Below are 25,576 nucleotides of genomic sequence, written 5' to 3' on the forward strand. Positions count from 1 at the left end.
GACTGGTCGCCGCGCATGACGACCTCGTCGAAGCCGGTGCGGGCCAGCAACTGCATCATGTCGACCAGCACTTCGCCGCGCGCACGGATGGCGCCTTTGAACTGGTGGCGGATGCGCAGCAGGTGGGCCTGGCTGTAGGCGCGGCCGTCGGTCCACTTCGGGAACTCCAGCACGACGAGCGAGATGCGGTGCAGGTCGGCTGCCAGCTCGGTGACGTCCGCGTCGTTCGGGAACTCGATGGCGACCTTCATGTCGGCCGGCCAGTGGCCCTTGACGGCATGCCATTGCTCCAGCGTCAGCAGGCGGTTGGGCGCCGGATCGGGATCGGGCTTGGGGCCGTCTTCGCCGATGGCGTGCTTCCACGTGCAGGTGTTGGCGTTGATGAATTTCATGCCGGTGCCTTTGCGGTCGAAACGCGCACGGCGTTGGCCGCGGTCTTGAACGGATCAAGCCCCAGGCGCTTCACCGCGTCGATGAAGTGCTCGCCCGATTGACGCTCGCGCGTGAAGGTTTCGATGACGGCGTCGATGGCGTCGGCGATCTCGTCGGCCGCGAAGCTGGGGCCGATGACCTTGCCGGCCACGGTGCCGCCGGCGAGCTGGGTGCCGTCGCCGCCGCCCAGCGTCAGTTGGTACCACTCGGTGCCATCCTTGTCGACGCCGAGGATGCCGATGTGGCCACTGTGGTGGTGGCCGCAGGAGTTGATGCAGCCGCTGATGTGCAGGTCGATCTCGCCGAGGTCTTCGAGTTCGTCGAGGTCTTGGTAGCGCTCGGCGATCTCGGCGGCCAGCGGCAGCGAGCGGGCATTGGCCAGCGCGCAGAAATCGCCGCCGGGGCAGGCGATCTGGTCGGTCAGCAGGCCGGCGTTGGGCGTGGCAAAGCCGGCGGCGCGGGCGGCCTGGAAGAGCGCGGGCAGGTCGGCCTCGCGGACCCAGGGCAGCACGAGGTTCTGGCGGTGCGTGACGCGCAGCTCGCCGTGGCTGAACTGCTCGGCCAGCGCGGCGGCGGTGTCCATCACGTCGGCGCTGGTATCGCCGGGGGCGATGCCGATGCGCTTGAGGCTCAGCGTGACGGCGCGGTAGCCGCTCAGGCGGTGGCCGTGCACATTGCGCGAGAGCCAGCGTGCGAAGGCCGGGTCGCTGATGTCCAGTTGCACGGCCGGCTCGGCCTTCACGCCCAACGGGTCGACGAAGCAGGCGGCCACGCGGTCCAACTCGGCCTGCGGAATGATCTGCTCGCGGCCGGCGGGGTCGCCGTTCAGGATGCGCTGGAACTCCTCGTTGACCGCGTCGAAGAACTTCTGGCCTTCGGCCTTGACGAGGATCTTGATGCGCGCCTTGTAGAGGTTGTCGCGGCGGCCGGCGAGGTTGTAGACGCGCACGATGGCCTCGATGTAGACGAGGATCTGCTGCCACGGCACGAAGCTGTTGATCTCCACGCCGACAATGGGTGTGCGGCCCATGCCGCCGCCCACAAACACCTGGAAGCCGATCTCGCCGGCCTCGTTCTTCTTCAGCTGCAGGCCAATGTCATGCCAGCCGATGGCTGCGCGGTCTTCGGTAGCGCCGGTAATGGCGATCTTGAACTTGCGCGGCAGATGGGCGAACTCGGGGTGCAGCGTGCTCCATTGGCGCAGCACTTCGGCGTAGGGGCGGGCGTCGATGACTTCATCAGGCGCGATGCCGACGAAGGCGTCGCTGGTGATGTTGCGGATGCAGTTGCCGCTGGTCTGGATGCCGTGCATGTCGACCTCGGCCAGCAGCTCCATCACCGTGGCGCTGTCCACCAGCGGGATCCAGTTGTATTGCAGGTTCTGGCGCGTCGTGAAGTGGCCGTAGCCGCCCTGGCCGGCGAAGGGGCCGTCGGGCTGGCGGTCGTACTCGCGGGCGATCTTGGCGAGCTGGCGCAGTTGCCGCGACGACAGCTCGCCGTAGGGCACGGCCACACGCAGCATCGGCGCATGGCGCTGGATGTACCAGCCGTTCTGCAGGCGCAGCGCGCGGAACTCATCGTCGCCCAGCGTGCCCGCCAGGTTGCGTTCCAGCTGGTCGCGGAACTGGGCCGCGCGCTGGCGGACGAAACGGCGGTCGAAGTCGGTGTATTGGTACATATCAGTTATCCATTCCGCGTTCGCGGCACCCGCGACGCATGAAAGAAGTATTTCGGGCCGAGCGCCGGGCCGCTCCCAAGCCGGCCCGCTTGGGCGATGTGCTTGCGGCTCGACGCCGCAAGCATCGCCGTCCCCTCGGGGGACCGACTAGGCTTGCCCGCGTACAGCAGGGCAAGGCTGGGCGAGGGGCTCCCCTTCATTTTCAGTGAATCACTTTCCAGCCGGCCGTGACGAGCGAGACGCAGAGCAGGCTGCGCACGACGCCGTCAGGCAGGCGGCGGGTCAATTGGGCGCCCAGCCAGATGCCGGGCAGGGAGCCGATGAGCAGGGGCACGAGCAGCGTCCAGTTCACGTTGCCGAGGCTGGCGTGGCCGATGCCGGCCACGATTGTCAGCGGCACGGCGTGGGCGATGTCGGTGCCGACGATGTCGCGCGCCTTCATGTGGGGGTAGATGAGCAGGATCAGCGTCGCGCCGATGGCACCAGCGCCGATGGAAGACAGCGACACCAGCACGCCAAGGATGAGGCCGCTCAGCACGGTCAACGCCGGCTTGCGGTGCTCGGGAATCCAGCGCTCCAGCCGCAGGCCCAGCGCCTGCCAACTCTTCTTGAAGGCGACGACGACGGCCGTCAGCAGCAGCGCGATGCCCAGCGAGAAGGTCAGCGCCGAGGCCCAGCCCTTGGTGACGCCGGTCTGGTGCATCAGCGCGATGGTGGCGATGGAGGCCGGGATGGAGCCGGCCAGCAGGCGGCGCACGATAGGCCAGTTCACATGGCCGTGGCGGGCGTGGGCGATGGAGCCGCTCATCTTGGTCAGGCCGGCAAACCAGAGGTCGGTGCCGATGGCCACGGCCGGGTTCAGCTTGAAGACGGAAAGCAGCAGCGGCGTCATCAGCGAGCCGCCGCCCACGCCGGTGATGCCGACGATGATGCCGACCCCCAGCCCACTCGCAATCGCAATCCAGTCCAGCACCCAAACACTCCAGCGGCGACGTGCAAGTCACCTGAGGGCGCGACTCTAGGGAATGTTGCAGTGCCGCAGAACTACTTAATTCTTGGGCCCATATGCCCAAGCTGAATAAGCAACCTCAGTTTGTGGCGAGGAGCTTCAGCACGGCGACCTGTTCGGCGATGCGCGGCGGCACCGCTTCGGTGCCGTCCAGCATGGCGCGGACCAGCCTTGCGTTGTCCTGCGGCTCGCAGGCGGGGGACAGCGGCCAGTCCAGGTCGGTCGTGTCGGCCTGGTGCAACGGTGCGGTGGCGCCGTCCTGGAAGCCGATCAGGTGGGCCTTGCGGCGCAGGTGGGCGTAGGCCTCGCCCTCGCTGGCGCGCATCAGCAGCGCCCGCCCGCCGCCTCCCGTCAGCGCAGGCAGGGCCTCGGACATGCTGTCCAGGTATTCCGGGTGCGTCACGGCGATGACGCGCACGCCGCGGCCGGCGGGGAAGGGGTCCAGCAGCTTGGCCAGGCTGTGCGAGCTGTTGCGCAGGCCCAGGCGCGGGCGCAAGGCCATCAGGTTGTTCAAGCCAGGGTTCAGCATTTGCAAAGGCAGAACGGCCAGGCGGTCGTTTGCCAGGCGGTCTTCGGCCTCGGTCAGCGTCGCGCTGGCGGACAGGCCCAGCACGTCCAGTAGCTCGAAGGGGCTGTGGCGGGCGTCGAAGTCGTGTCGGCCGAAGATCAGCACCGGCACGCCCTCGCGTGCCAGCAACTGCGCCACCAGCGGCATCAGGTTGGCCTGCTTGCGCGCGCCGTTGAAGCTGGGCAGCAGCACGGTGCGCGGGCCGTCGGGGGCGTTGAGCGAGGCCGTGCGCGCCTGCATGGCTGCCAGGAAGCCGGCCACCTCGTCGGCGCTCTCGCCCTTGATGCGCATGGCGATGAGCAGGGCGCCCAGCTCCATGTCAGGCACGGTGCCGTCCAGCATCTCGCCGAACAGTTCTTCGGCCTGCGGGCGGCTCAGGTCACGGGCACCGCGGGCGCCGCGGCCCACTTCCTTGATCAACGGGGCGTAGTTCATGCCCGCGAGTGTAGGAACGACAAGGGCCGCACGCGGCGGCCCCAGGTCAGCGCGGGGCCGATCAGAACGCGAATGTCGCGCCCAGCGAGAACATGCGCAGGGTGCCCTTTTCACCGGCGAACTGGGCTTCGGTCGCGTCGGCGCCGAACTCCAGCTTGACCGTCTTGCTGATGGCGTAGGTGATGCCGGCGCCCACGTAGGTCTTGGCCTTGCTTTCGTTCTCGGCGGCGCTCAGCGAGCCGGAGACGGCGCTGACCTTGGTCTTCACCTGGGCCAGGCCGAGGCGGAAGTTGAAGCCCCAGTCGGCGCCCAGCGGCATCGCAAAGGCACCGCCCAGCACGAAGGCAGTGGGCTTGACCGTGATGCCCAGCGCGCCATCGGTCGCGCGGAACTTGCCGAAGCTGAGGTAGCCGAGTTCCAGGCTCAGGCCGTTGCCGAACTGGTAGCCGCCCACCAGCTTCAGGCCGGTGTCGCTGGCGTCGCACGAGGTGGTGCCGCTGCAGTCAAGGTTCAACTTGGTGGCGCCGCCCGCGACGGTGATGTAGACCGGCTCGGTGGCCTGGGCTTGAGCGTGGGCGGATGCCGCGCCGATCAGCGCGGCCAGGACGATTGCTTGCTTTTTCATTTTGAGAACTCCCTCTTGTCTTCTCGTCGACGGGCCAACCGAGTGCCAGGCCCGTGTGCCTCTCGGCGGGGCGCATGCTAATGAGGCCGCGTGGCAGTTCAGGCGCTGCCTGTCGCAGGTGCGCGACAAATCGGGGATTCGGTCACCGTGACGATTCACCTTCGTCGAACTCACGCAGGCTGTCGGTTTCCTGATGCATAGCCGCCAGTTCACACTGACCCGCACAGACAACGCTGATACTGGTTTCATGCCTCATCTCAAGCCCAAGACGCTGTACGTCACCCTCAGCGCTTTGATGATCGGCCTGGTGGCGCTGGTCTATGGCGTGCTGCTGCTGCACGAGCGTTCGCGCAGCGATGCGCTGATGCTGCAGCAGGCCAGCGCGGCGGCCAAGCGCATCGGGCGGGAAGCGGCCGCCACCGTGGAAACGGAGCTGCGGCCGGCGCGGGTCAGCGTGTCCTTGCTGGCCTCGGGCGCGCTGGGCAGCGCCACCACCGAAGCCCAGCGGCTGGCGGCCGTGCCCCAGCTGGTGGCGGCGCTGCGTGGCAATGCCTCGGTGTCGGCCGTCTATGCCGGTACGGCGAGCGGCTCCTTCGTGCTGCTGCGCCGCCTGGATGACGCCGCCGCGCGCAGCCGCATGGGTGCGCCGGCCGACGCGGCCTACGGGCTGCAGAGCGTGGACCGTGACGCCGGAGAGGCGCGCGGCAGCTACCGCTTCCTGGATGCCGGGCTGCGCGAGATGCAGCACCTGGTGCGGCCCGACTATGTCTTCGACCCCCGCACGCGGCCCTGGTACGAGCTGGCCCGGCGCGCCGGCGATGGCCGGGCCGTGCAGTCCGAGCCCTATCTCTTCTTCACGACCGGCGAGCCCGGTGTGACGCTGGCCGAAGCGCGCGGTGCGGTGGTCATCGGCGCGGACGTCAGCCTGCGGGCCTTGAGCGACATGCTGACGAAGCCGCAGATCAGCCGCTCGGCCGAGCTGCTGATCGCCACCGCCGGCGGCGAGCTGCTGGCCGAGGCCCACCGCGATCGCTCGGCACAGGCCACCGGCGGCAAGAACCTGCGCCAGGTCGGCGAGGCCGCCACGCCGCTGATGCGTGCGCTGTGGGCGCGGCGCGATGCCAGCGGCGGGCTGGCGCCGGTGCAGACCATAGCCGGCCGCGAATGGGTGGCCCATGCGCTGCCGCTGGCCGGCGCCTCGCAGACGCTGCTGATGGCCGCCCCGCGCGACGAGCTGCAGGCCTTCCAGATTGAGAGCCGGCGTCACGGCCTCTACATCTCGCTGGGCCTGATGCTGCTGCTGCTGCCGCTGGTACATCTGCTGGCCGACCGCGTCTCCAGGCCGCTGCGCGAGCTGGCCCGCCAGGCCGAGGCCATACGCCATTTCGAGTTCGACGGCCCCGACCCCAAGCGCAGCCTGATCCGCGAGGTTGACCGCCTGGCCGTGGCAATGACGGCCATGAAGCATTCGCTGCGCCGCTTTCTCGACATCAGCGCCGCCCTCAGCGCCGAGCGCGATTTCGACACCCTGATGGACCGCATCCTGAGCGAGACCATCGCCGTGGCCGAGGCCAACGGCGGTGCCGTGCATCTGCTGTCCGGCGACGGCGGCCAGCTGCAGCCGGCGGCCTCGCGGCTGCATGGCGAGACAGCCCAACGTGCCGGCCTGACCTGGGACGTCAACGCGACCGACAGCATGAGCGCGCCGGTGCAAGCCCTGCGTGCCGATGGGCCGGTCGAGGTGGACCTGAGCTGGGACAACCCGGGTCATCTCAAGGCTTACGAGCCGCTGTTTGCACGGCTGAGCGCGTCGCGGCTGCGGCTGCTCGCCATGCCGCTGAAGAACCGCCAGGACGAGACCATCGGCACGTTGACGCTCAGCTTTGCGATGCCCGCTCAGGGCCCGGCCGAGCCGCTGGCCGAAGCCCGCGTGGCCTTCGTGCGCGCGCTGTCGGGCACGGCGGCCCTGGCCATCGACAACCAGCTGCTGCTGCGTGCGCGCAAGGAGCTGCTGGAGAGCTTCATCCAGCTTGTCGCGGGTGCCATCGACGCCAAGAGCCCCTACACCGGCGGCCACTGCCAGCGCGTGCCGGCGCTGAGCAAGATGCTGGCCCAGGCCGCCTGCGACGCGACCGAGGGGCCGTATGCCGGCTTCACGATGAGCGCCGACGAGTGGGAGGCCCTGCACATCGCCGCCTGGCTGCACGACTGCGGCAAGGTCACGACGCCGGAATACGTCGTCGACAAGGCCACCAAGCTGGAGACGATCTACAACCGCGTTCACGAGATCCGCACGCGCTTCGAGGTGCTCAAGCGCGACGCGTTGATCGAGCGGCTGGAGGCCCGGCTCGGCGCCGACGACACGGCCCAGGCGCGCGCTGAGGCGGCCCCAGCCCAGGCCGCGCTGGACGCCGACTTCGCCTTCGTGGCGGCCTGCAACCTGGGCGGCGAGTACCTCGGCCCCGAGCGGCTCGCCAGGCTGCGCGAGATCGGCGCGCGGCGCTGGTCGCGCACGCTGGACGACAGCCTGGGCCTGTCGGCCGACGAGGCCCGGCGCCTGCCGCGCCCCAGGCCGCCGCTGCCCGCGCCCGAGGCCTTGCTGGCCGACCGGCCCGAGCATGTGCTGGCGCGCCCGCCGGCCGAGATGCTGGCCGAGGGCAACCGCTGGGGCTTCCGCATGAGCCAGCCCGAGCACCTCTACCACCGTGGCGAGCTGCACAACCTGGCCGTGTCGCGCGGCACGCTGACGGACGAGGAGCGCAGCAAGATCAACGACCACATCGTGCAGACCCTGAAGATGCTGCACGAGCTGCCCTTCCCCAGGCATCTGCGCGCGGTGCCCGAGATAGCCGGCGGGCATCACGAGCGCATGGACGGCAAGGGCTATCCGCGCGGCCTCACGCGTGAGCAGATGAGCCCGCAGGCCCGCATGATGGCCATCGCCGACGTCTTCGAGGCGCTGACGGCGGACGACCGGCCCTACAAGCCCGGCAAGCCGCTCTCCGAGGCGCTGGCCATCCTGGCCCGCATGGTGCGCGAGCAGCACCTGGACGCCGAGCTTTTCGAGCTGTTCCTGCGCTCGGGTGCGTGCATGGCCTATGCGCGGCGCTTCATGCCGGCCGAGCTGGTCGACGTGGCGGACGTGACGGTCTACCTGTCCTGATCAACTGCCGTCGCTACCGGTCATGGCGGTTGACGCTGAGCTTCAACGGCGCGCCCTTCAGCAGCACGTTGCCGGCGCCATCGTTCAGGGTGACGGCGACCTCGTAGTCGCCCAGCGGCAGGTCGACGATGGCCTCGGTGCGGCCGTCGCTCAAGGCCTGGCGCTGCACCGTGTTGCCCTTGTGATTGAAGCTCAGCCGGAAGTGGCCGGTGTCCGGGATGCTGGTGCCAGCCGGCGCCACACCCAGACCGGCGCCGAGCACGCCCAGCGACACGGTGAAGGGGCTGGACACGGTCTCGTCGTCGCGCAGGTTCTTCACGTAGACCGCGCGCTCGACCGACGCGCGCGGCGCGGCGCGCTCGTCCTGATACCAGGCCTCGCAGCTCTCGGCATTGCCCGAGATGACCCTGGGCGCGGGGTCGCTGCGCTTGCCCGTGACCTCGATGGCGATCTCGTTGCTGAAGACGAAGTAGGGCTTGTGGGCGTGATCGGCGAACAGCAGTCGCAGCGTGTGCCGGCCTGGCGGCAGGTCTAGCGCGGTGCCGGTTTGGCCCTTGCCGAAATGCTTGTGCGTGGCCGAGAAGGGGATGGGCGCGGTGTGGTCGCGCGGCAGCGGCGTGTCGACGAGGATGTGGTGGTGGCCGGCCTTGTCGGTGGCATTGCCGGCCGGGATGACACCCATGCCGCGCACGCCGAATTCGACCCAAAACGGCGTGCGCACGCGGTAGCCGCTCTTGAGGTTGCCGAAGTGCACGGAGATAGGCTCGCGCAGGTCCACGGCGGCGCGCTGGGCCGTGTGGGCCAGCCAGCACTGGCGCTCCTGCGGGTCGGCGGGCAGCGGGTCGGCCGCGGCCAGCGTGGGCGCCAGGCCCATGCTCAAAAACAGCCAGACGCCATGTTTTACGGCAGACCCCATATGGAACCTCACATCGATGTTCGAAGCCGATTCTGGACGCGGGCCGTGACGGTGGCCGTCGTGAAAAGTGGTGATGCTGAGGCCATCTGCCGTGTGTTTTTGTAGGGCGCTGAGAGACGACGCTGTTTCGCGGAGCCCGGTCAGCCGGGTGGCAACGCTGCCCGCAAACAACTGCCTGAAGCCGCAGCGGCTGCGAGCCTAGCTACCAAAGCCTGCGGTCAGCCGCGTAGAAATTACCGCACAAATTCTCCACAAATTCTGACCGGAATCGATAAACTGGTAATACCGCAATTTATGCGGGCGACCATCGGATAGGTACTGCAGTACGCCAGGGCTAAGAGGAGCGGCCGGGCACAACGAAGAACACGAAAGGCATTTCAATGGTTAAACCGCCAAACGCTGTGCCGTCCACGGCCAGTACCGCAGCCCCGGCGGCGCCGAGGCGCCACTGTTCCGCGCCGAAGTGCGGCCCACGCGCCAGTCGCAATGGCTGGGTGGTTCTGCATCGCCCGTACGTTGGGCTTCAGCGTTGTCACCGGTGCCGCGTTTGCCATGGATGCCGCGCTGATTGCCTTCGCCCGTTTGGACGAGGTGACGCGCAAGGTCACGGTGCGTCGTGTACCGCTGCCAGCGGGCGGTCTTTCAACGTCGTCGCCTCACAAAGCAGCGTCGTCGCTGAATTGCTGGTCCATGAGGGAACCGCTGTACCGCATCACCGGCGCTTGTGGGCAGAAGGCGTGACGACCGGGAAGCCCGCACCACTTTCAAACGTTCAATCAAAAATGACCGTTAACAAAATACCCGCGCGACCACCGCACAAATACCGGGACAAAAGCCTCCCATCCCATCCATGATAAATGTCAAAGAGATAATATGAGAATCCTTTCTAGTGCCCCAATTGCAATAGCTTTGACGCTTTCTGCGGCATCCGCCGACGCGAAAGACTACGCATTGCCAATTTCGGCGTCTGCAGCTCCTGCATTCCGGTTTAGCACGCTGGCGCAAGATGCAACGAATGAGTATGAGGCCGCTTCCGCATTAATAGCAACCTACATTCATTACGTTGGATTCGTTGCCATTGCAAAGGCCATTGAGAATGACTATCTATATGTCGTTTATCATGATGGGCAGATTGCGAAATTCAAGGTCCTTGATCCACGCTCTACGATTAAGGTTAGATTTGAGTCTGTCGTTCCCGCAGTTCCGAACACGGCCATCAAACCCAAGACGACCAGCGCGCTTGGGAATCAAGAGTTGTGGGAGCGGCAAGATTATCTTACTTCGGCAGATTGGATGATGGTTGAATACTATAAGCAACAGTCGGTTGTAATGAATCAAGCGATTGAGCGGTACTCCTATACTTAAGCCTATTCCATGGCTGTGCAACGAATATGCCTCGTCTCCTTAACACAAAGCACTTGGTCGTCGTCAGCATTGCTGCTGTTGTAGGCGTCGTGATCCTCGGTGTTGCTGCATACTGGCCTGATGAGGCCCCGCCAACCATCCATGCGGCGCCTAGAGCCCACATTGTGTCGTCCTCGTCGGCGACCTCAGGACCAAACAAGCCAAACTCATCTCAACCGCTATTAGAACAGAGGGCTGCAACCCAGGTTATAGAAAACGAGACGTTACGATCATTCGATTCAACAGAAGATCTTTACGAATACGCCAACGCAGCAGTGAATTCAAGTAATGCGAGAGTGGTATACGATGGTTGGTTGGCAGCGCGCGGTTGCGCGATGTTGCGCTCTTCTCGAGACGAGTATGAGCGAAAAATTACAACATCTGAAATTGATTCGAATGGCGAACAAGCTCGCGCCATCAGGATGGTGATAAAGCGATGCCGCGGATTCTTTGATAATGATCGCGCGGCCAATTCTGGATTAAGTGCACGCTTGGCGCAAAAGGTTCGCGCCACGAACAATGGACTTTATGTTGCGGGAATAAGTACTGGAGCCCCGTCAGCAGAGCAGTTCGGCGACGTGGTCGCTCGACGAGACTGGGTCACCTTTTCTGCTATCCAGGGCCTTCTACTTCCGAAGACGCTCCAGGCTGCAGGCATTGCCAACGGCTCGGAAGAGGCAATACTCTTCAGTATTGCCTGGATGAAATCCGCGTGCGATATTGGAATGGACTGCACGCCAACTGGATTTTCTTACGCAAGTAGGTGTGCTGATACCGGGCAGTGCCCGGGCTCTTGGGAAAAGGAGGCCGAGATAGGCATGACCGCAGCATACAAAGAAAAAATAGGTCACTATCAGGCGCAGATTGCTGAAGCAGTCGCATCAAGAAATTATAAATTCTTCGGCTTCGGCCCTCCATAGGAAGGGCTTACGCTGTTGCCTTATACCGCAGCGTGAACCTTGAATGACATCGCAGCGAGAAACCCGGTGATTTCCTCCATTCGTCCTTTGCCTGGTGAGTTGAAGCCGCCAGCTACTTCCGAACTCCAGCGCGAACGGGCCTTGGCGCTGGGACTGGTTTTTCAATTTGCCGCCACGCTACCCAGCCACCAGCATGTGCCTTTGGCCGGGCTTGCTGGGCTGGTCCGTACCGCCCAGGAGTTTGGTCAGATACGGGTTTACGTGAACGCCGCGCACGAATGCGTGGGCTTTGTGATCTGGGCCACCCTCACGCCCGATGTGGAGCGCCGCTACATCGGCGGCAAACCGCGCCCGCTGGCCGAATGGGAGTTCAGCGACGGCACCAGCCCTTGGGTGTTGGACTTTGCGGTGTTGCCCGGCATGCTTCGCCAGGTGATGGAGGATTTGCGCGACGTGGTGTTCAAGGACCACGAGCACCTCACCTACTACCGCCAGAAGAACAATCACCGGTTGTGCAAGCGCATCAGCCGCAATGACCGCACGTCGTTCATGGCGGCTGGCCGCCGCCCGCACGAGGTGACCGCATGACGCGCCCCATCATGTTGCCCGAGGCAAGCTTCACGCCTGTTACCACGCGCCGCTTGGCCCGGCCAGAACTGCTGTGGCAGGACGATCACGCCCAGGCTCAGGGTTTTAACGCAGAGCGGGTGTTCTGCGGCCCGGTTGCCGGTGATGCGCCGAATGCTTATGCAGACGACACGCGGGTGGAATGGGTGGATCACTATGGCGGCACGGGTGTTGGTGCTGCCGGTGGAAGCGGACGCTGCGCAGCCCATGGAGAATTGCAAACCAAGGGTGTGGGGCCTACACCGTTGGTGGGCCATGATGCCGATGCTCACCATTCATCGGGTGAGCAGACTGTGCTGAGTGCCTTGGCCGAAGCCGTGTTTGCCCAGGTGTTCCAAGCAGCACTTCCGTTTGGCGCCGTGCCAACCTTGGCAGTGTTGTTGACGCAGCGTTCGAAGGGAACGCGGCTTTCGCCTAAGGCGCGGGCGATCACGGTCAGGCCATTTGTGCTGCGCCCGGCGCACTTCATGCGGAATATGTTTAACCAGCAGCAGCGCCGGCCTCAGGGCGCTCTCGCACCGGGATTGACCCGAGATACCTATCGGGTTTCGCAAGCGCTGCAGTACTTAATAAGTGGCCTCGAAGATTGCCTTGGTGCGGATGCTGACGACGATTTGGGCAAGATTGACCAGGGCTTTCGAGAGCTCACTCGCCGACTGGCATGGCAGTTCGCCGCGAGTTTTGCTAAGCGCTTGCCACATGGCTCAGTGAGCTGCTCGAACATTTCGTTGGCGGGGCAGTTTATAGACTACGGGATGTCACATGCACTGCCAACTTATCGACGCCCCAGCGACTCAGTGCAAGATCCCTGGAGTGAAAGCCAGCGACCCTTGCAAACGCTATCTTTGTTGCGTCAGCAGATGGATAAATATTTGCCGGGTCTGCGCGGCGTGCCGGTTGCGCAGCTCGATGAGCTGAGTCATTTGTATTGGACGACGTATACCGAGCGCCAGAGCATCGAGATGGCCAAAATGGCCGGCTTGACCGAGGACCTTGCGCAGGCATGTTCGCCTGACTTGTTGATGGCTTGGCTGCAGGCAATGCAGCGCCTCTGGATAGCTGGTGGTCGGCAGGTTCTTGCGCCTCGCGATCCGACCGAAGCATGGCGCCCAATGCCTGTCGATCCGAAGTTCCCTGACTTGAACCGAATACTGGCAGCTGCTGCCCCGCATGGCGGAGCCGAGGCAATGGATCGTTCGATTGCGCCATTGGTGGCAGATGAGCGAATGCGTAGCCAATTTGTCGATGCGGCTCTCGCGGTGAGGCGAGCTGTTAAGTACCCATTAGGCGACGGCGCGGCAGATGCCTTTGATACTTACTTGGCGAGACAGGCAGAGCGCAAGAACGATGTGATGCCTCAGTTCGAGCGCGACAGTTGGTTCCGAATCGGAGTAGTGGCGCAGATGTTGGAAGAGGATTTCCAACCAGCGGCGGTGCAAACACTAATGGCAGAAGCAGTCGGCTCCGCCCGCCGCACGCTGGCCGATTTGGCTCCCGATATACCGGGCACTAGCGGTATCGAGCAGGTGCATGCGTTAAGCCTTCAATCCGTGGCTTGAGTCGCGATAGGCCGTTCCTCCTGTGCGAACATCAACGGCAGGGAAGCACTTAAATAGCGAGTCGTAGTTGGTACGATGAAAAACACGTCCGTGGCTTATCCAGAATACAACTTGCATCCCGTGCCGCCTCTATACGATGGCATGGGGCGTAGCGCCGCCGAAATCGTTGGTGCGATCCGACTTGGCATGAATATCGGCGATGCCCTTGAGTCCATCGGTGAAAAGCCAGAAACAGCATGGGGTAATCCAAAGATTACGCCGGCGTTCATCCGTTTTGTCAAGGATCAAGGCTTTAACGCCGTGCGTTTGCCGGTCTCATGGAACGAATATGCAACCGTAGACACGGCGCGCATCCAGCCTGAATGGCTGGAGCGCGTGGCCGAGGTGATTGGATATTGCATTGACAACGATTTGTTTGTAGTCGTCAATATCCATTGGGATGGCGGCTGGATTGAAGATCATGTTGATGAGGCTTCGGCTCCGGAGGTCATTGCTCGCCTGAGAGCCTTCTGGCAACAGATCGCGACGGCTTTGCGCGACTTTGACCAACGCTTGCTATTTGCAGGGATGAACGAGCCGAAGGTGGAGTCAGCCGAGCAAATGGCCGTGCTGATGCGATATCACCAAGCTTTTATAGACGCAGTGCGATCTACCGGTGGCCGGAACGCCTTTCGTACGTTGGTGCTGGCAGGCCCAACTACTGACATTGCCAAGACAGTGCAGTGGTTTGATCATCTGCCAACCGACAGCGTTAAAAATCGCCTGGCGCTAGAATTTCACTATTACACCCCATGGAACTTTACTGGACTGCCGGCGGATACAGGGTGGATGCGTTGTTTTCACTACTGGGGGCGAGCCAATCACAGTCACTGGGATAGCTCACGAAATGCCGCATGGGGTGAAGAAGAGGAACTCAGCGAGTTATTTTGCCGCATCGCAGATAAGGCACGTGCGCTAGGTGTGCCACTCATACTTGGAGAGTATTCGGCGCGCAACCGTACCTACGACGAAAATGCTGATATGCCTGTTGACATTGAAAGGCACATTTCTTCGCTGGCATACTACACCGAAGCAGTTGCTAGTGAGGCGCGCAAACATGGGATCGCGGCGTTCTATTGGGATAACGGCGTATTGTTGGATCGCCGATATCGCATCGTGCGCGAAGGGATGGTGTTGGCTGCGTTGCGCCGAGGTGCAGGAATAGGCCAATCTACGCGGCCCGCTCAGTTCGTCAAAACGATGGGTTCAAATGAGCAGCTAAGGATCGTAAATTTAAGTGGCGGCCTCGGGAATCAGATGTTCCAGTACGCGCTTGCACGCCAGTTGAGTCGATCCGGAGGACAAAAGGTTGTATTGAATCCGGCTAGAATTGACAATTTGCGGCACTTTGGGTTGGATCATTTCAGTACGTGCATTCCGTTGGTGACGGCCGACGAGATGGAAAACTATTCTGCTCGGCGCTCACAGGTACATGCCATTAATGAGTCTTTGCCTGGCTATGTTCCGAGCGTGTTGGAAGCCCAGGACGCCCCCATAGTCGTCTGGGACGGTTTTTGGCAATCGGAGCAATATTTTCAAGATGTCTGCGAATTCCTTCGGGAGGATTTCTCGCTGAAGGATCCGCTTCCTCCAGGCATTCCCAACCTAAAAGTACTTCAGAGACCAAACTCCGTTTGCCTGCACGTAAGGTTGGGTGACTATCTTCGCCGTGAAGGGTCGTTTATGGGCTTCGTTGGCCTGGGCTACTACCGACAGGCCATTGCTCAGATGGTGGAGCGGGTACCTGATGCGCACTTTTTCGTCTTTTCCGACGATCTCGGCTGGTGTATGGAGACCCTGCAGATCGACTACCCACACACTTTCATCGATTACGACCCGGGGCCGACCATGGCGGCGGTGGCACTGACGGTGATGAGCCATTGCACCCATTTCGTGATCAGCAACAGCACCTTCGCATGGTGGGCCGCATGGCTCGGCAAGGCGGCTGACAAGATCGTTATTGCACCGAAGGGTTGGTTTGCCAACGAGCGCGGGGGGCCGAATACAGCCCAGTTCGGCTCCTTGTCGTCGAAGGACACGATCCCTCCATCGTGGCTTCGTGTGTGATGCGCCCATATCGCCGCTAGCGGAACCTTGGCTTTGGTCGCGTAGCGGTGTCGCCGCTGCATTGATCAGTGCCGGGTCACTACCTGCCAGTTAAAGAGTTCAAGCTGCGGCTTTTTGCGCATCGCGCCTTCAGCAGCACCCGTGAAGCTCAGGCCGCCTGTCGCTGGCCGCTCAGATGTAGTCGGCCCTGCAAAATCCATTTCCCGTCATTGACGACCCCGTGTCCACCATTGGCTAGCAGCCGAGTTGATGCCCGACACCGGGTTCGGACGTGCTTCAAGTGGCGAACTGCGCGCGCCTTCTGCCTGGTTGCACCGCTCGCATCACCGTCGCCGGCAGCAGCGCCATTTGAAGCAGGCATAAAAAAGCCGGCGCGATGCCCAGCTTGGCGATGGCGCGCAGCAGCCAGCGCAGGTTGTAGCCCGCTGCGCAGCTGATGGTGTGCAGCGCGTCGCCCAGCGCGCCCTTGAGCCAGCACCGGTCCATGCGGTGATCCGACTTCAAGTGGCCGATGGCCGGCTCCACGGCCTGGCGCCGACGCAGCCAGGCCTTCTGCTGCGGGTTCAGGCTCTTGAACTTGCCGCGATGGATGATCTCCTTGCCTGCGTTGTCGGCGTCCACACCCCTGAAGCCCAGGTCCGCCACCACGACCTTGATCTTCACCGCCACGTCCTGCAGCAGGTTGGTGGCCTGCTCGAGCACGGCGCTGAGGATGTGGCCGTCGTACGGGTTGCCGGGGAAGCTGCGTGCGCCCACCATCAATCCGGTCTGGTGCGAGATGACCACGGCGGCCTTGACGCCGAATTCGTAGGGCTTGCGCGCCTTGCCTTTGCCGATGCACTCGACCTCGGGCGCGTGTAGCGCGTAGAGCTTGTTCTTGTCGTGGGTCTTCTGCGTACGCACCCTCTCAGCCCGTTCGAGCCACATCCTCAAGTCGTTCAGCACCTTGGCGTTGGTGGCGGCAAAGTCCGGTGCATCGAGCTTGCGTTGCACCTCGCGCATCACGATGCCCAGGATCGTGCGCTGGCGCTTGACCGTGCGCTTGAGCCGGCGGAACTGCTTGGCATGGGCGTAACCGCCGGCCTTGCGACGCAGCTCCTTGCCCTCCTTGGCGAAGGTCTGCTTCAAGCCGATGCCGCAACGCTTGGCGGCGCTGACGACCTTGTGGCGGGCGATCTCCAGCAGCCGGCTGTCCACCGGATGCGCGATGGCCTTCTCTTGCACGGTGGTGTCCACCGTCACGCGCTCCAGCGCCTCGGGCTTGACCGCGCCGGCGGTCACGGCCGTGTCGATGGTGGCCTTGAGCAACTGCTCCATGCCGTCTTCGCCGATGTCGTGGCGGAATCGCCCGACCTGCGTGGCGTCGCACGGCAGGCGGTGCTCGTAGTAGTCCCGGCCGCTGAAGAACTGCCACAGTGGGCTCTCGCTCCAGCGCTCGCAAACGTCCTCGTCGCTGAGGTTGAAGCTGTGCTTGAGGTAGAGCAGGCTGGCCATGAGGCGGATAGGGAGCCGAGGGCGGCCGGCGTTGCTGCGGCCTGCGCCTACCAGCGCGGTCGTCGGGCCCAGCAGGTCCAGTCCCTCGATCATCTGACCGGGCCGATCCTTGCGTTCGAACTTCGGTGCCAGCGACGCCTCGATCACGCCCCAGGGCAGCCGGGTCGCGAGCACCGCCAGCGGGTGCTGCAGGTCGATCATCGCGTCGATGCGGCAGCGAAAAAAATCCGTCGTCTCCATCCCGGAGTCCCTCAGAAATCAATCTCGATTGGATTTGAATTCGAGGGAAATCGCCATCGGGAATCACCCCGCAAAGCCAGTGTTCATGCGGGTTGCGAGGGTTTTGCAGGGCCGACGATGTAGCTTGCCGAACAAGTCCTTGGGGTCGGCCATCTGCGGAATGAGGTCGATCACCGAGCCGAGGCCGAGCTGGGCGCTGACGTCGCGCAGCAGCCGCAGCGCCGAGAAGTCCTCCAGCGCGAAGCCCACCGAGTCGAACACGGTGACCTGGCTGGCCGATTCGCGGCCCGGCGCGTCACCGGCCAGCACGCGCCAGAACTCGGTGACGGGGAAGTCGGCCGGCATCTGCTGCATGTCGCCTTCGATGCGCGACTGCGGCTCGAACTCGCAGATCACCCGCGCCATCTCCAGCACGCCACGGTGCAGCTCGGTCTTGCCGGGGCAGTCGCCGCCGACGCCGTTGATGTGCATGCCGGGCTCGATCATGTCCGGCGTGATGATGGTCGCGTTGGTCTTGTCGGCGGTGACGGTGGTGACGATGTCCGCCCCGCGCACGGCCTCGGCGGTGGACGCGCAGACGGTCAGCGTCAGGCCCGGTGTGCCGTGCAGATGGCGAACGAGCTTGGCGGTGGCGGCGGGGTCGATGTCGTAGAGGCGCAGTTCGCGGATGCCGAGCAGGTGGTGGAAGGCCAGCGCCTGGAACTCGCTCTGGCAACCGTTGCCGATCAACGCCATCACGCGGCTGTCGGGGCGGGCCAGGCGCTTGGCGACCATCACCGACGTGGCGGCCGTGCGCATGGCGGTGGTCAGCGTCAGCTCGGACAACAACGCCGGTGCGCCGGTGGCCACGTCGGCGAGCACGCCAAAGGCCATCACGGTCGGCAGGCCGACGCGGTGGTTTTTGGGGTGACCGTTGACGTACTTGAAGCTGTAGAGGCTGGCGTCGGCAATGGGCATCAGCTCGATGACGCCGTCGGCGGAATGGGCGGCGACGCGCGGCGTCTTGTCGAACTCGGCCCAGCGCAGATAGTCGGCCTCGATGTAGGCGACGAGACGGCGCAGTAAATCTGGAAGTCCGACGCGCTGCACGAGGCGGGCGACATCCTGGGTGGTGAGAAGGGTGGTCATGCGGGTCTCCGAAAGGGTTGAAGCCATTCTTCCCAGGCGGTGCGCCAAACAGAAGCGCAACTCCTGCGCAGTAATGCAAGCTCATTTGGCAAAATGGCAGCATCGATTGACGGAATGCACAAGATGGATGCCCTGGACCAGCAACTCCTCGCCCTGTTGCGCACCGATGCCCGCGCCAGCGTCGCCACGTTGGCGGCCAAGCTCAAGGTGTCGCGCGGCACGGTCACCAACCGCATTGCCCGGCTAGAGGACGGCGGCGTCATCACCGGCTACACGGTGCGCCTGCGCCCCGACGCCGTGCCCGACCAGATCACCGCCTGGATGAGCATCACCGTCGAGGGCAACCGCACGCGCGAGGTCGTCGCCATGCTGCTGGGCGAGCCGGGCATCACCGGCCTGTTCGACACCAATGGCCGCTGGGACCTGCTGGCCGAGATCAGCAGCTCCAGCCTGCAGGAACTGGCCGACGTGTTGGAGCGGGTGCGCCTCATCAAGGGCATTGCCGGCACCGAAACGTCCATCCACTTGCAGAGCTACAAGCTCAGCTGAAGCTAAGGAACCGCAATGAAACGTCGCCTGATCGCCGCCCTCGGTCTTGCGCTGCTGGCGACCACCGCCAGCGCCGCGCCGCGCGCCTTTGCCGGCCCGCCGACCCGCATCGTCGTGCTGGGCACGCCGCACCTCGCCGACCTGGCCACGCCGCCGGACCCGGCCTGGCTCGCGCCGCTGCTGGACCGCCTGGCCGCGAGCCGGCCCGAGCTGATCGTCATCGAAGCCGTCCCGGGCGAGCAGTGCGATCAGCTGCGCCGGCTGGCGGCGCTCTACGCCGGCGCTGCAGGCAACTACTGCCCATCGCTGGACGTAGCCGCTCGCTCGACGGGGCTAGATGCCGTCGCCGCTCTGACGGCGCTGCAGCAGCGCCTGGCCGACTGGCCGGCCACGCCCACCGCAGCGGACCGGCGCCGCCTGGCGGGCTTGTTCGCGGCGGCTGGCGAGAGCGCTTCGGCCGTCGTGCAGTGGTTGCGCCTGCCGGCAGACGAGCGCCGCGAGGGCGACGGCGTCGATGCCGCGCTGGCTGCGGCCCTCGCGAAGCGGGCGGACCACCCCAACGAGAACTACGCCATCGCCGCGCGGCTGGCGGCCCGCCTGGGCCACGAGCGCGTCTACGCGGTGGACGACCACACCGCCGACAGCATCCAGGCCACGGCTGGCCCAGGCCTGGAAGAGGCCATGGGCCGCATCTGGGCCAACCCGCAGGCCAAGCGCGTGGCGGCCGAGCAGCAGCGGGAACTGGGCGCGATCCGCGACGGCGCCAGCCTGCTGGCCCACTACCGCTGGACTAATGCCGCTGCCACGCTGCGCGCCTTTGCCGACGCCGACCACGGCGCCGCCGCGCGTGATGTCGTGCCGCCGTACCACGGCCGCCAATACCTCGCGTGGTGGGAGACGCGCAACCTGCGCATGGTGGCCGCCATCCGGGCCGCCGTGGGCACACGGCCCGGTGCGCGCGTGTTGGCCCTCGTCGGCGCCAGCCACAAGCGCGACTACGAGCGCCTGCTGGGCGTGATGACCGACTGGCAGGTCGACCCCGTCGACGCGCTGCTGCGGCCCTGAGCGCGGCGGCCGCGACTGCCACCGCGACCGCAACTGGCGCAGCAGGCATGATGCGCGCCATGTTTTTGCATCGCACCGTTTCTCACTTGTTCTCCCTGTGCCCGGCGGCCGTGTTGCTGGCGCTGGCCGGCTGCGCATTCAGCCCCAGCGCGCCGCCCGTGCAGCCGCCAGTCACCACGCCGGGCGAGCCCGTGCTGCCGCCCGTCGTCAAGCCGGCTCCGAAGCCGCCGCGCCTGGGCCTCGCCCTGGGTGGCGGCGCGGCCCGTGGCTTTGCGCACATCGGCGTCATCCAGGTGCTGGAGGAAAACGGCATCAAGGTCGACCTCGTCGCCGGCACATCGGCTGGCAGCCTGATCGCGGCCATCTACGCCTCCGGCAAGAACGGCAAGGAGATGCAGGCGCTGGCCGAGGGCATGGACGAGGGCGCCATCACCGACTGGTCCTTCCCGCTGCGCGGCCTGATCCGCGGCGAGGCGCTGGCGCGCTTCATCCGCGACAAAACCGGCGGCAAGGGCATCGAGCAGATGGTGGTGCCGCTGGGCATCGTCGCGACCGACCTGTCCGACGGCTCGCCCATCCTGTTCCGCAGCGGCGACACCGGCACCGCCGTGCGCGCGTCCAGCGCCGTGCCGGCCGTGTTCCAGCCGGTCAAGATCGGCCAGCGCGAGTACGTGGACGGCGGGCTCGTGTCGCCCGTGCCGGTGCGCTTTGCGCGCGAGATGGGCGCCCAGCTCATCATTGCGGTGGACATCACCTCACCGCCCGAGAAGGACCCGCCGGGCGACGCCTTCCGCATGCTGATGCAGACCTTCTCCATCATGGGCCGCAGCATCAACAGCTTCGAGCTGCGCGACGCCGACGTGCTGGTGCGCCCGCGCCTGGACGGCATGGCCAGCGGCGACTTCACCGCCCGGCGCCGTGCCATCCAGGCCGGCCGCGACGCGGCCCTCGCCGTTCTGCCGCTGATTCGGCAGCGCATTGCCGAAAAGACCAGGTAGCCGCGCTTGGACACCGAGATCCCGCTCTTCCCGCTGCGCTCGGTGCTTTTCCCCGGCGGCCATCTGCCGCTGCAGCTCTTCGAGCCGCGTTACCTCGACATGGTGCAGCGCTGCCATGCGCAGGGCCAGGCCTTCGGTGTCGTTGCGCTGACCGAAGGCGAGGAGGTCAGGCAGCGTGACGGCGAAGGCTTTCGGCGCGAGGCCTTCCATGAGGTCGGCACGCTGGCGCGCATCGAGCATTTCGAGCATGAGCAGCCCGGCCTCATCCGCATCCGCACGCGTGGCACGCAGCGTTTCAGGCTGCTGGACTCGCGCTGCCTGAGCCACGGGCTGTGGGTCGGCCGGCCCGAGCTGCTGCCGGCCGACATCGCCACGCCGGTGCCGGAAGACCTGCGCCACGCGGCGCGGCAGCTGCAGGACCTGCTGGCCAACTGGCGCGAGCGTGCGGGCCCTGAGCAATTGCCCGTGCAGCCGCCCCATGCCTGGGACGATGCCGGCTGGCTGGCCAACCGCTGGGCCGAACTGCTGCCCATGCCGGCTGGCGACCGTCAGCGGCTGATGGCCTTGGACAACCCGCTGCTGCGGCTGGAGCTGGCCGTGGACCGGCTGGATGCGCTCAGCGGTTCAGCCACTCTGTGAGCACGTTCAGCACCTCGGCCTGTTCCGGCTCGTTGAAGATCTCGTGATACAGCTCCAGCCACGGCCGCGTCGCGACGACGTGAGCCGGCGCTGCGGCAGCGAAGGCCTCGCTGCCGCGCGGCGCCACGCAGCGGTCCGCACCGGCCCACATCAACAGCGTCTTCACCGCCCAGCGCGGTGCGTCGGCAATGACGCGTGCGCCGGCGTCGATGATGAAGCGCGTCATGCGCGCGGTGATGCGGTCGTGCACCAGCGGGTCGGCGGCATAGGCCTGCACGACGGCCGGGTCGCGGCTTATCCACGCGGGCTTGAGGCCGTTGCCGACGGCCAGGCCCGGCGTCAGTTTCTCGGCCACGGCCAGTGCCAGCTTCTGCGCGCCGCCAAGGCCGGGGTCCAACGCGGGTGAGGACAGCACGAGGCCGTCCAGCGGCCGGCTCCACGCGGCGGGGTGGTTAGACAAGGCCTCCGCCGCGAAGCGCGCCGCGATGACGCCGCCCAGGCTGTGGCCCAGCAGCACGAAACGCCCGCCGGGGCGGCGCACGGTGTCGATCACGCGGGCCGTGTCGCGCAGCAGAGCCTCGGCGTCGGGGATGTCGCCGCGCGGGCCCTCGCTGAGGCCGTGGCCGCGGTGGTCCCAGCCGTGCACGTCCCAGCCGGCGGCGTTCAAGGCTGCCGCGACGTGGGCATAGCGCTCGATGTGCTCGCCCAGGCCGTGGACGATGAGAAGCTGGCCGCGCGGGGCGGCGGTGGCGGGCCAATGCCGGGTGTGGAGCTGGAGGCCGTCGTCGGTGGTGATGCTCATCGCGTTGCCGTTTTCGGAGGTGTTGGGAGTCTAGAAGCCTCCTCTTCCTCCCTGCGCGAACCCAACACGCGCGCGTAAGCCCAGGTGAACTCCGCGCCAATCAGCAGGATCTGCGCCGAGAAATACACCCACACCAGCAGCGCCACCACCGAGGCCGCCGCCCCGAATCCCGACACGACGCCGGTGCTGCGCAGATAGATGCCGATGACCGTGCGGCCCAGTTCGAACAACCCTGCCGTGACAAGGGCGCCGAGCAATACGTCGCGCCAGGCGATGCGGGCGCGCGGCATCCACTTGAAGATCAGCGCGAACACGGCCACCACCAGCCCCTGGCTGATGACGGCATTGGCGACTCCAGCGAAGTACAGCCACTCGCCGAACCACGGCTTCCACCATGTCTCGGCCACCGACATCACCGCGCCGAGCAGCAGCGACACCAGCAGCAGGAAGCTCAAGCCCAGGATGAGGCCGAAGCTCAGAAGCCGGGCGCGCAGCCAGGCCCACCAACCCTGCAGCGGCCGTACGGGCACGCGCCAGATGGTGTCCAGCGCGTCCTGCAGTTCCGCGAACACGGTCGTGGCGCCCACCAGCATCAGGCCCAGGCCCACCAGGGTGTTGAGCCATCCGCCCACGGGCCAGGCCACGCTCTTGAGCATCTGCTCGACGGTGGCGGCGGCGGAGTCGCCGAGCAGCCCGCCGAGCTGCGACACCAGCTCGCCGCGAACCGCTTCGCCACCCCACACGAGGCCAGCCACGGACACGACGATGAGCAGCAGCGGTGCCAGCGAGAACAGCGTGTAGTAGGCGATGGCCGCGCCCATGCGCGGGCCGCGGTCGGCGAGGAAGCCGTCGAAGGTCAGCTGCAGTACACGGCCCAGCGGGGCCACCTTGGAGAGAAAGGAGTCGATCCAGGTCATGCCTAAAGTCTGCGGGCTGGCGTCCGCCGAGGCTGTAGGACGGTGACTCACAGCGCCGTGCGCAGCCGCTCGTAGCCACTGCGGCTGACGGGGATGCGCTTGCCGCTCTTCATGCGCGCCGCGTAGTTGTCACCATCGGTCTTCTCCTGGCCTTGCAGCCAGGCCAGGTTGATGGTGAAGGAGCGGTGCACGCGCACGAAGCGGGCGGGGTCGAGTTGGGCCTCCAGCTCGGAGATGCGTGGCGATGAGGCCCGCGCGGTAGCCGAGGGCGACCGGCCAGCTCACGGCACCAAAGGGCCGGCTTCGGCAGGGGTAGTAGGTGGCCAGCACCAGGAAGGCAAAGATGCAGCACAGCGGCACGGTCCACGGCAGGGCTCGGCCCATGGTCGCGACGCCCAGCCCCTGCAGCAGCGCAGCCAGCGCCGGGCCGGCCAGCGCCCAGGCCAGCAGGTAGACCGCAAGCCCGCGCCAATGGGTCAACAGGGGGTGCAAGCTGCTTCGTCCGGCAGGGTCAGTTCTTGATCTCGACGCCGGCGAACATCACTTCGCCGCGCAGCACCAGGCGCGGGCCGGGGGTCATGGGCGGCACGGTCTTGTCTTCCACGCCGCCGAAGAGCGAGGAGATCTCCACCACCACCAGCCAGTCGCGCGGCACGCGCAGGTCGACGCCGCTGAAGCGGGCCGAGATGTCCAGCCGCGCCTCGTCGCCGGCGATGACGGCCTGGGTCAGGTCGAGCTCGATGCCGCCGAAGGTGCTGGTGATGCGTCCGCCCTTGAAGGCAGCCGAGCCAACGCGCTGGTTGATGCCGCTGAAGCTGGCGTCGAGGTCGACCACGTCGCCATGGGCCAGCGTGAGCGCCTGCGAGCCGCCCGGCAGGGCCAGGCCCCGACGCGGGAAGAAGGCGCGCATGAGGATGGACAGGCCGACGACGATGATGAGCACGGGCCACCAGTCGCGCCAGTGGAAATTCATGTAGCCCAGGTTCTACGCCGTCAGCACCAGGCCTGCGCCGATGGCGATGAGGCCAACCATGCCGCTGCCCGCCTGCCTCGGCCAGCCAGCCGGCCCAGGCCCCACAGCACCAGGCCCAGCGGCCAGAAGGTGCGCATCAGCGAGATGTCGAAGAAGTGCAGGTTGTCCAGCAATGCCAGCACGCCGATGCCGACGACGGCCAGGCCGAACAGGATGCGGTGGCCGGCATGCTGAGGCGGGCAGGGGCGGGCGCGGGTCGGCTTCATGGGCGGGGTCTGTCTATGGAAACGAGCTGCGAGTAGACCCTGGCTCGGTGCCTGCCACGGCGCCGTTTCGGCGAATCGCCGGGTTTCGCCGACGAATCGACATCGCGCTTCGCCAATGAAAAAAGCCCGGTGTCGAAACACCGGGCTTTCGGGAGGCAGGAGCCTCAGGTCTTAGGCAGCGCGCTTGACCGGGCGAGCCGCGGTTTGCGTGGCCTTGACGGCTTGCGTCGTGGCGGCCTGGAAGTTGGCTTCGGCCACATCCACGGCTTGCTTGGTGGCCTTCTGGACCGACTCGAAAGCGTTGCTGGCAGCGGCGACGGCAGACTTCACCAGCGCGACGGCGTTCTCGGTGCCGGCCGGCGCGTTCTTGGCGGCGGTGTCGACGAGGGTCGAGAACTTCTGCTGCGCTTCGGCCAGTTGGCCCTCGGCAACCTTGGCGACTTCAGCGCCGGTGCTGGAGGCGATGTCGTAGATATGACGGCTGTAGGAAGCGGCCTTCTCGGCGGTGGGCTGCAGCAGGGCTGCTTGCAGGGCCAGCAGCTCTTGCGCGTCCTTGACCGACAGCGCAGCGGTGGTCGTGTCGGCAGCTTCGCTCAGCGCGGTGCGGGCGACTTGCAGGTTCAGCTCGACGAGCTTCTCGACGCCTTCGAACGCCTTGTTCGTCAGGCCGAACAGGGTTTCGATGTTGGCTTTGTGGGCGGCGATGATTTGTTCAGCGGTCAGCATGGTGTTACTCCGTTATTCAAGTGGTGGAACCGTTTGCTGTGCTTCTTTTGCTGCACTGCAACATGGACTGAATGATAGAGGTCATCTCGCAGATTGCAAGAACTATTTGCTGCGGTGCAGCAAACTAGGGGTGACAGCGTGTGACAAAGCGCAGACGGTAACGTTGCTAGGGCTTGTTGGCACTACGGCAATGGGTCGCGTTGTAGCCAGAAGGGGCGCAGGCACGACGCAAACCGCAAGCCGAGCACGCGCCCGGCGAGGATTTGCAACACAGCCTGCGCCCCTTCTGGCCATAACCCGGAGGGAAGGCCCGTAGCCAGCGGCCACTCCGCGTTGC

The 25,576-nt window shown here is 65.5% G+C and carries 25 protein-coding genes; 11 read left to right on the plus strand and 14 right to left on the minus strand.

The window, feature by feature from the left end:
* From ABIS05_RS11350 to ABIS05_RS11370, 5 genes are all read right to left on the minus strand, one after another.
* Positions 1–392 (minus strand): DUF934 domain-containing protein (locus tag ABIS05_RS11350; protein WP_348011080.1); only part of this gene is annotated, 392 nt, incomplete at its 3' end.
* Positions 389–2,110, minus strand: coding sequence for a nitrite/sulfite reductase (locus ABIS05_RS11355; RefSeq protein ID WP_348011081.1), 1,722 nt, complete (start codon positions 2,108–2,110; stop codon positions 389–391). The genes ABIS05_RS11355 and ABIS05_RS11350, both read right to left, overlap by 4 nt.
* A 202-nt stretch (positions 2,111–2,312) precedes the next feature.
* On the minus strand, positions 2,313–3,080 hold the full coding sequence (locus ABIS05_RS11360) for a sulfite exporter TauE/SafE family protein (RefSeq protein ID WP_348011102.1): 768 nt from the start codon (positions 3,078–3,080) through the stop codon (positions 2,313–2,315).
* Between the two features lie 118 nt (positions 3,081–3,198).
* A complete protein-coding gene (gene ybiB, locus ABIS05_RS11365; protein ID WP_348011082.1) occupies positions 3,199–4,122 on the minus strand; it encodes a DNA-binding protein YbiB in 924 nt (307 codons plus the stop codon).
* Positions 4,123–4,183: 61 nt separating this feature from the next.
* Positions 4,184–4,747 carry an outer membrane beta-barrel protein gene (locus tag ABIS05_RS11370; RefSeq protein WP_348011083.1) on the minus strand — a complete coding sequence of 188 codons (564 nt, stop codon included), beginning with the start codon at positions 4,745–4,747 and terminating at the stop codon, positions 4,184–4,186.
* A gap of 247 nt (positions 4,748–4,994) precedes the next feature.
* On the opposite strand from ABIS05_RS11370, the gene ABIS05_RS11375 reads away from it, so the two are divergent.
* Entirely contained in the window at positions 4,995–7,910 is a 2,916-nt protein-coding gene (locus ABIS05_RS11375; RefSeq protein ID WP_348011084.1) for an HD domain-containing phosphohydrolase, read from the plus strand.
* A 13-nt stretch (positions 7,911–7,923) separates the two neighbouring features.
* On the opposite strand, the gene ABIS05_RS11380 is transcribed toward ABIS05_RS11375, so the two are convergent.
* Entirely contained in the window at positions 7,924–8,826 is a 903-nt protein-coding gene (locus ABIS05_RS11380; protein WP_348011085.1) for a DUF4399 domain-containing protein, read from the minus strand.
* Positions 8,827–9,378: 552 nt separating this feature from the next.
* Between ABIS05_RS11380 and ABIS05_RS11385 the strand changes: the two genes are divergently transcribed.
* From ABIS05_RS11385 to ABIS05_RS11410, 6 genes are all read left to right on the plus strand, one after another.
* Positions 9,379–9,567 carry a hypothetical protein gene (locus tag ABIS05_RS11385; RefSeq protein WP_348011086.1) on the plus strand — a complete coding sequence of 63 codons (189 nt, stop codon included), beginning with the start codon at positions 9,379–9,381 and terminating at the stop codon, positions 9,565–9,567.
* Between the two features lie 132 nt (positions 9,568–9,699).
* Positions 9,700–10,191: a hypothetical protein gene (locus ABIS05_RS11390; protein ID WP_348011087.1), complete on the plus strand. Its 492-nt coding sequence runs from the start codon at positions 9,700–9,702 to the stop codon at positions 10,189–10,191.
* A 53-nt stretch (positions 10,192–10,244) separates the two neighbouring features.
* On the plus strand, positions 10,245–11,150 hold the full coding sequence (locus ABIS05_RS11395; RefSeq protein ID WP_348011088.1) for a hypothetical protein: 906 nt from the start codon (positions 10,245–10,247) through the stop codon (positions 11,148–11,150).
* Between the two features lie 39 nt (positions 11,151–11,189).
* The gene (locus ABIS05_RS11400; protein ID WP_348011089.1) at positions 11,190–11,738 is read left to right on the plus strand and encodes a toxin-activating lysine-acyltransferase; all 549 of its coding nucleotides are present in this window, start codon (positions 11,190–11,192) and stop codon (positions 11,736–11,738) included.
* On the plus strand, positions 11,735–13,336 hold the full coding sequence (locus tag ABIS05_RS11405; protein WP_348011090.1) for a hypothetical protein: 1,602 nt from the start codon (positions 11,735–11,737) through the stop codon (positions 13,334–13,336). Before ABIS05_RS11400 ends, ABIS05_RS11405 begins: the two co-directional genes overlap by 4 nt.
* Positions 13,337–13,411: 75 nt before the next feature.
* On the plus strand, positions 13,412–15,442 hold the full coding sequence (locus ABIS05_RS11410) for a cellulase family glycosylhydrolase (RefSeq protein ID WP_348011091.1): 2,031 nt from the start codon (positions 13,412–13,414) through the stop codon (positions 15,440–15,442).
* A 276-nt stretch (positions 15,443–15,718) separates the two neighbouring features.
* Here the strand turns inward: ABIS05_RS11410 and ABIS05_RS11415 are convergent, their stop codons facing one another.
* Positions 15,719–17,176 (minus strand): IS5 family transposase, encoded by a 1,458-nt coding sequence (locus ABIS05_RS11415; RefSeq protein ID WP_348011092.1) that lies wholly within the window; start codon positions 17,174–17,176, stop codon positions 15,719–15,721.
* Positions 17,177–17,239: 63 nt separating this feature from the next.
* Positions 17,240–18,304 (minus strand): ornithine cyclodeaminase, encoded by a 1,065-nt coding sequence (locus ABIS05_RS11420; RefSeq protein ID WP_348011093.1) that lies wholly within the window; start codon positions 18,302–18,304, stop codon positions 17,240–17,242.
* A 123-nt stretch (positions 18,305–18,427) separates the two neighbouring features.
* Here ABIS05_RS11420 and ABIS05_RS11425 point away from each other — a divergent pair, with 123 nt between their 5' ends.
* The 4 genes from ABIS05_RS11425 to ABIS05_RS11440 are packed head-to-tail and all read left to right on the plus strand — an operon-like array spanning position 18,428 to position 21,555.
* A complete protein-coding gene (locus tag ABIS05_RS11425) occupies positions 18,428–18,853 on the plus strand; it encodes an Lrp/AsnC family transcriptional regulator (RefSeq protein WP_348011094.1) in 426 nt (141 codons plus the stop codon).
* Positions 18,854–18,868: 15 nt separating this feature from the next.
* Positions 18,869–19,918, plus strand: a complete 1,050-nt coding sequence (locus ABIS05_RS11430) for a DUF5694 domain-containing protein (RefSeq protein WP_348011095.1) — start codon at positions 18,869–18,871, stop codon at positions 19,916–19,918.
* A 59-nt stretch (positions 19,919–19,977) separates the two neighbouring features.
* Complete coding sequence (locus ABIS05_RS11435) at positions 19,978–20,916, plus strand: patatin-like phospholipase family protein (RefSeq protein ID WP_348063259.1); 939 nt, start codon at positions 19,978–19,980, stop codon at positions 20,914–20,916.
* A gap of 6 nt (positions 20,917–20,922) precedes the next feature.
* A complete protein-coding gene (locus ABIS05_RS11440) occupies positions 20,923–21,555 on the plus strand; it encodes an LON peptidase substrate-binding domain-containing protein (RefSeq protein WP_348011097.1) in 633 nt (210 codons plus the stop codon).
* Here ABIS05_RS11440 and ABIS05_RS11445 read toward each other — a convergent pair.
* The 6 genes from ABIS05_RS11445 to ABIS05_RS11470 form a co-directional block, all read right to left on the minus strand.
* On the minus strand, positions 21,533–22,357 hold the full coding sequence (locus ABIS05_RS11445; RefSeq protein WP_348011098.1) for a lysophospholipase: 825 nt from the start codon (positions 22,355–22,357) through the stop codon (positions 21,533–21,535). The genes ABIS05_RS11440 and ABIS05_RS11445 overlap by 23 nt on opposite strands.
* Positions 22,354–23,274 carry a YihY/virulence factor BrkB family protein gene (locus ABIS05_RS11450; RefSeq protein ID WP_348011099.1) on the minus strand — a complete coding sequence of 307 codons (921 nt, stop codon included), beginning with the start codon at positions 23,272–23,274 and terminating at the stop codon, positions 22,354–22,356. Before ABIS05_RS11450 ends, ABIS05_RS11445 begins: the two co-directional genes overlap by 4 nt.
* A 47-nt stretch (positions 23,275–23,321) precedes the next feature.
* Positions 23,322–23,510, minus strand: a complete 189-nt coding sequence (locus tag ABIS05_RS11455) for a LytTR family DNA-binding domain-containing protein (protein ID WP_348011103.1) — start codon at positions 23,508–23,510, stop codon at positions 23,322–23,324.
* Positions 23,511–23,785: 275 nt separating this feature from the next.
* A complete protein-coding gene (locus tag ABIS05_RS11460) occupies positions 23,786–24,256 on the minus strand; it encodes a LiaF domain-containing protein (protein WP_348011104.1) in 471 nt (156 codons plus the stop codon).
* A gap of 11 nt (positions 24,257–24,267) precedes the next feature.
* Positions 24,268–24,513 carry a LiaI-LiaF-like domain-containing protein gene (locus ABIS05_RS11465; RefSeq protein WP_348011100.1) on the minus strand — a complete coding sequence of 82 codons (246 nt, stop codon included), beginning with the start codon at positions 24,511–24,513 and terminating at the stop codon, positions 24,268–24,270.
* A 171-nt stretch (positions 24,514–24,684) separates the two neighbouring features.
* Positions 24,685–25,239, minus strand: a complete 555-nt coding sequence (locus tag ABIS05_RS11470) for a phasin family protein (protein WP_348011101.1) — start codon at positions 25,237–25,239, stop codon at positions 24,685–24,687.
* Positions 25,240–25,576 lie beyond the last annotated feature (337 nt).

The organism is Roseateles sp., from assembly GCF_039929605.1.
In the GTDB taxonomy this organism is placed as follows: domain Bacteria; phylum Pseudomonadota; class Gammaproteobacteria; order Burkholderiales; family Burkholderiaceae_C; genus Pelomonas.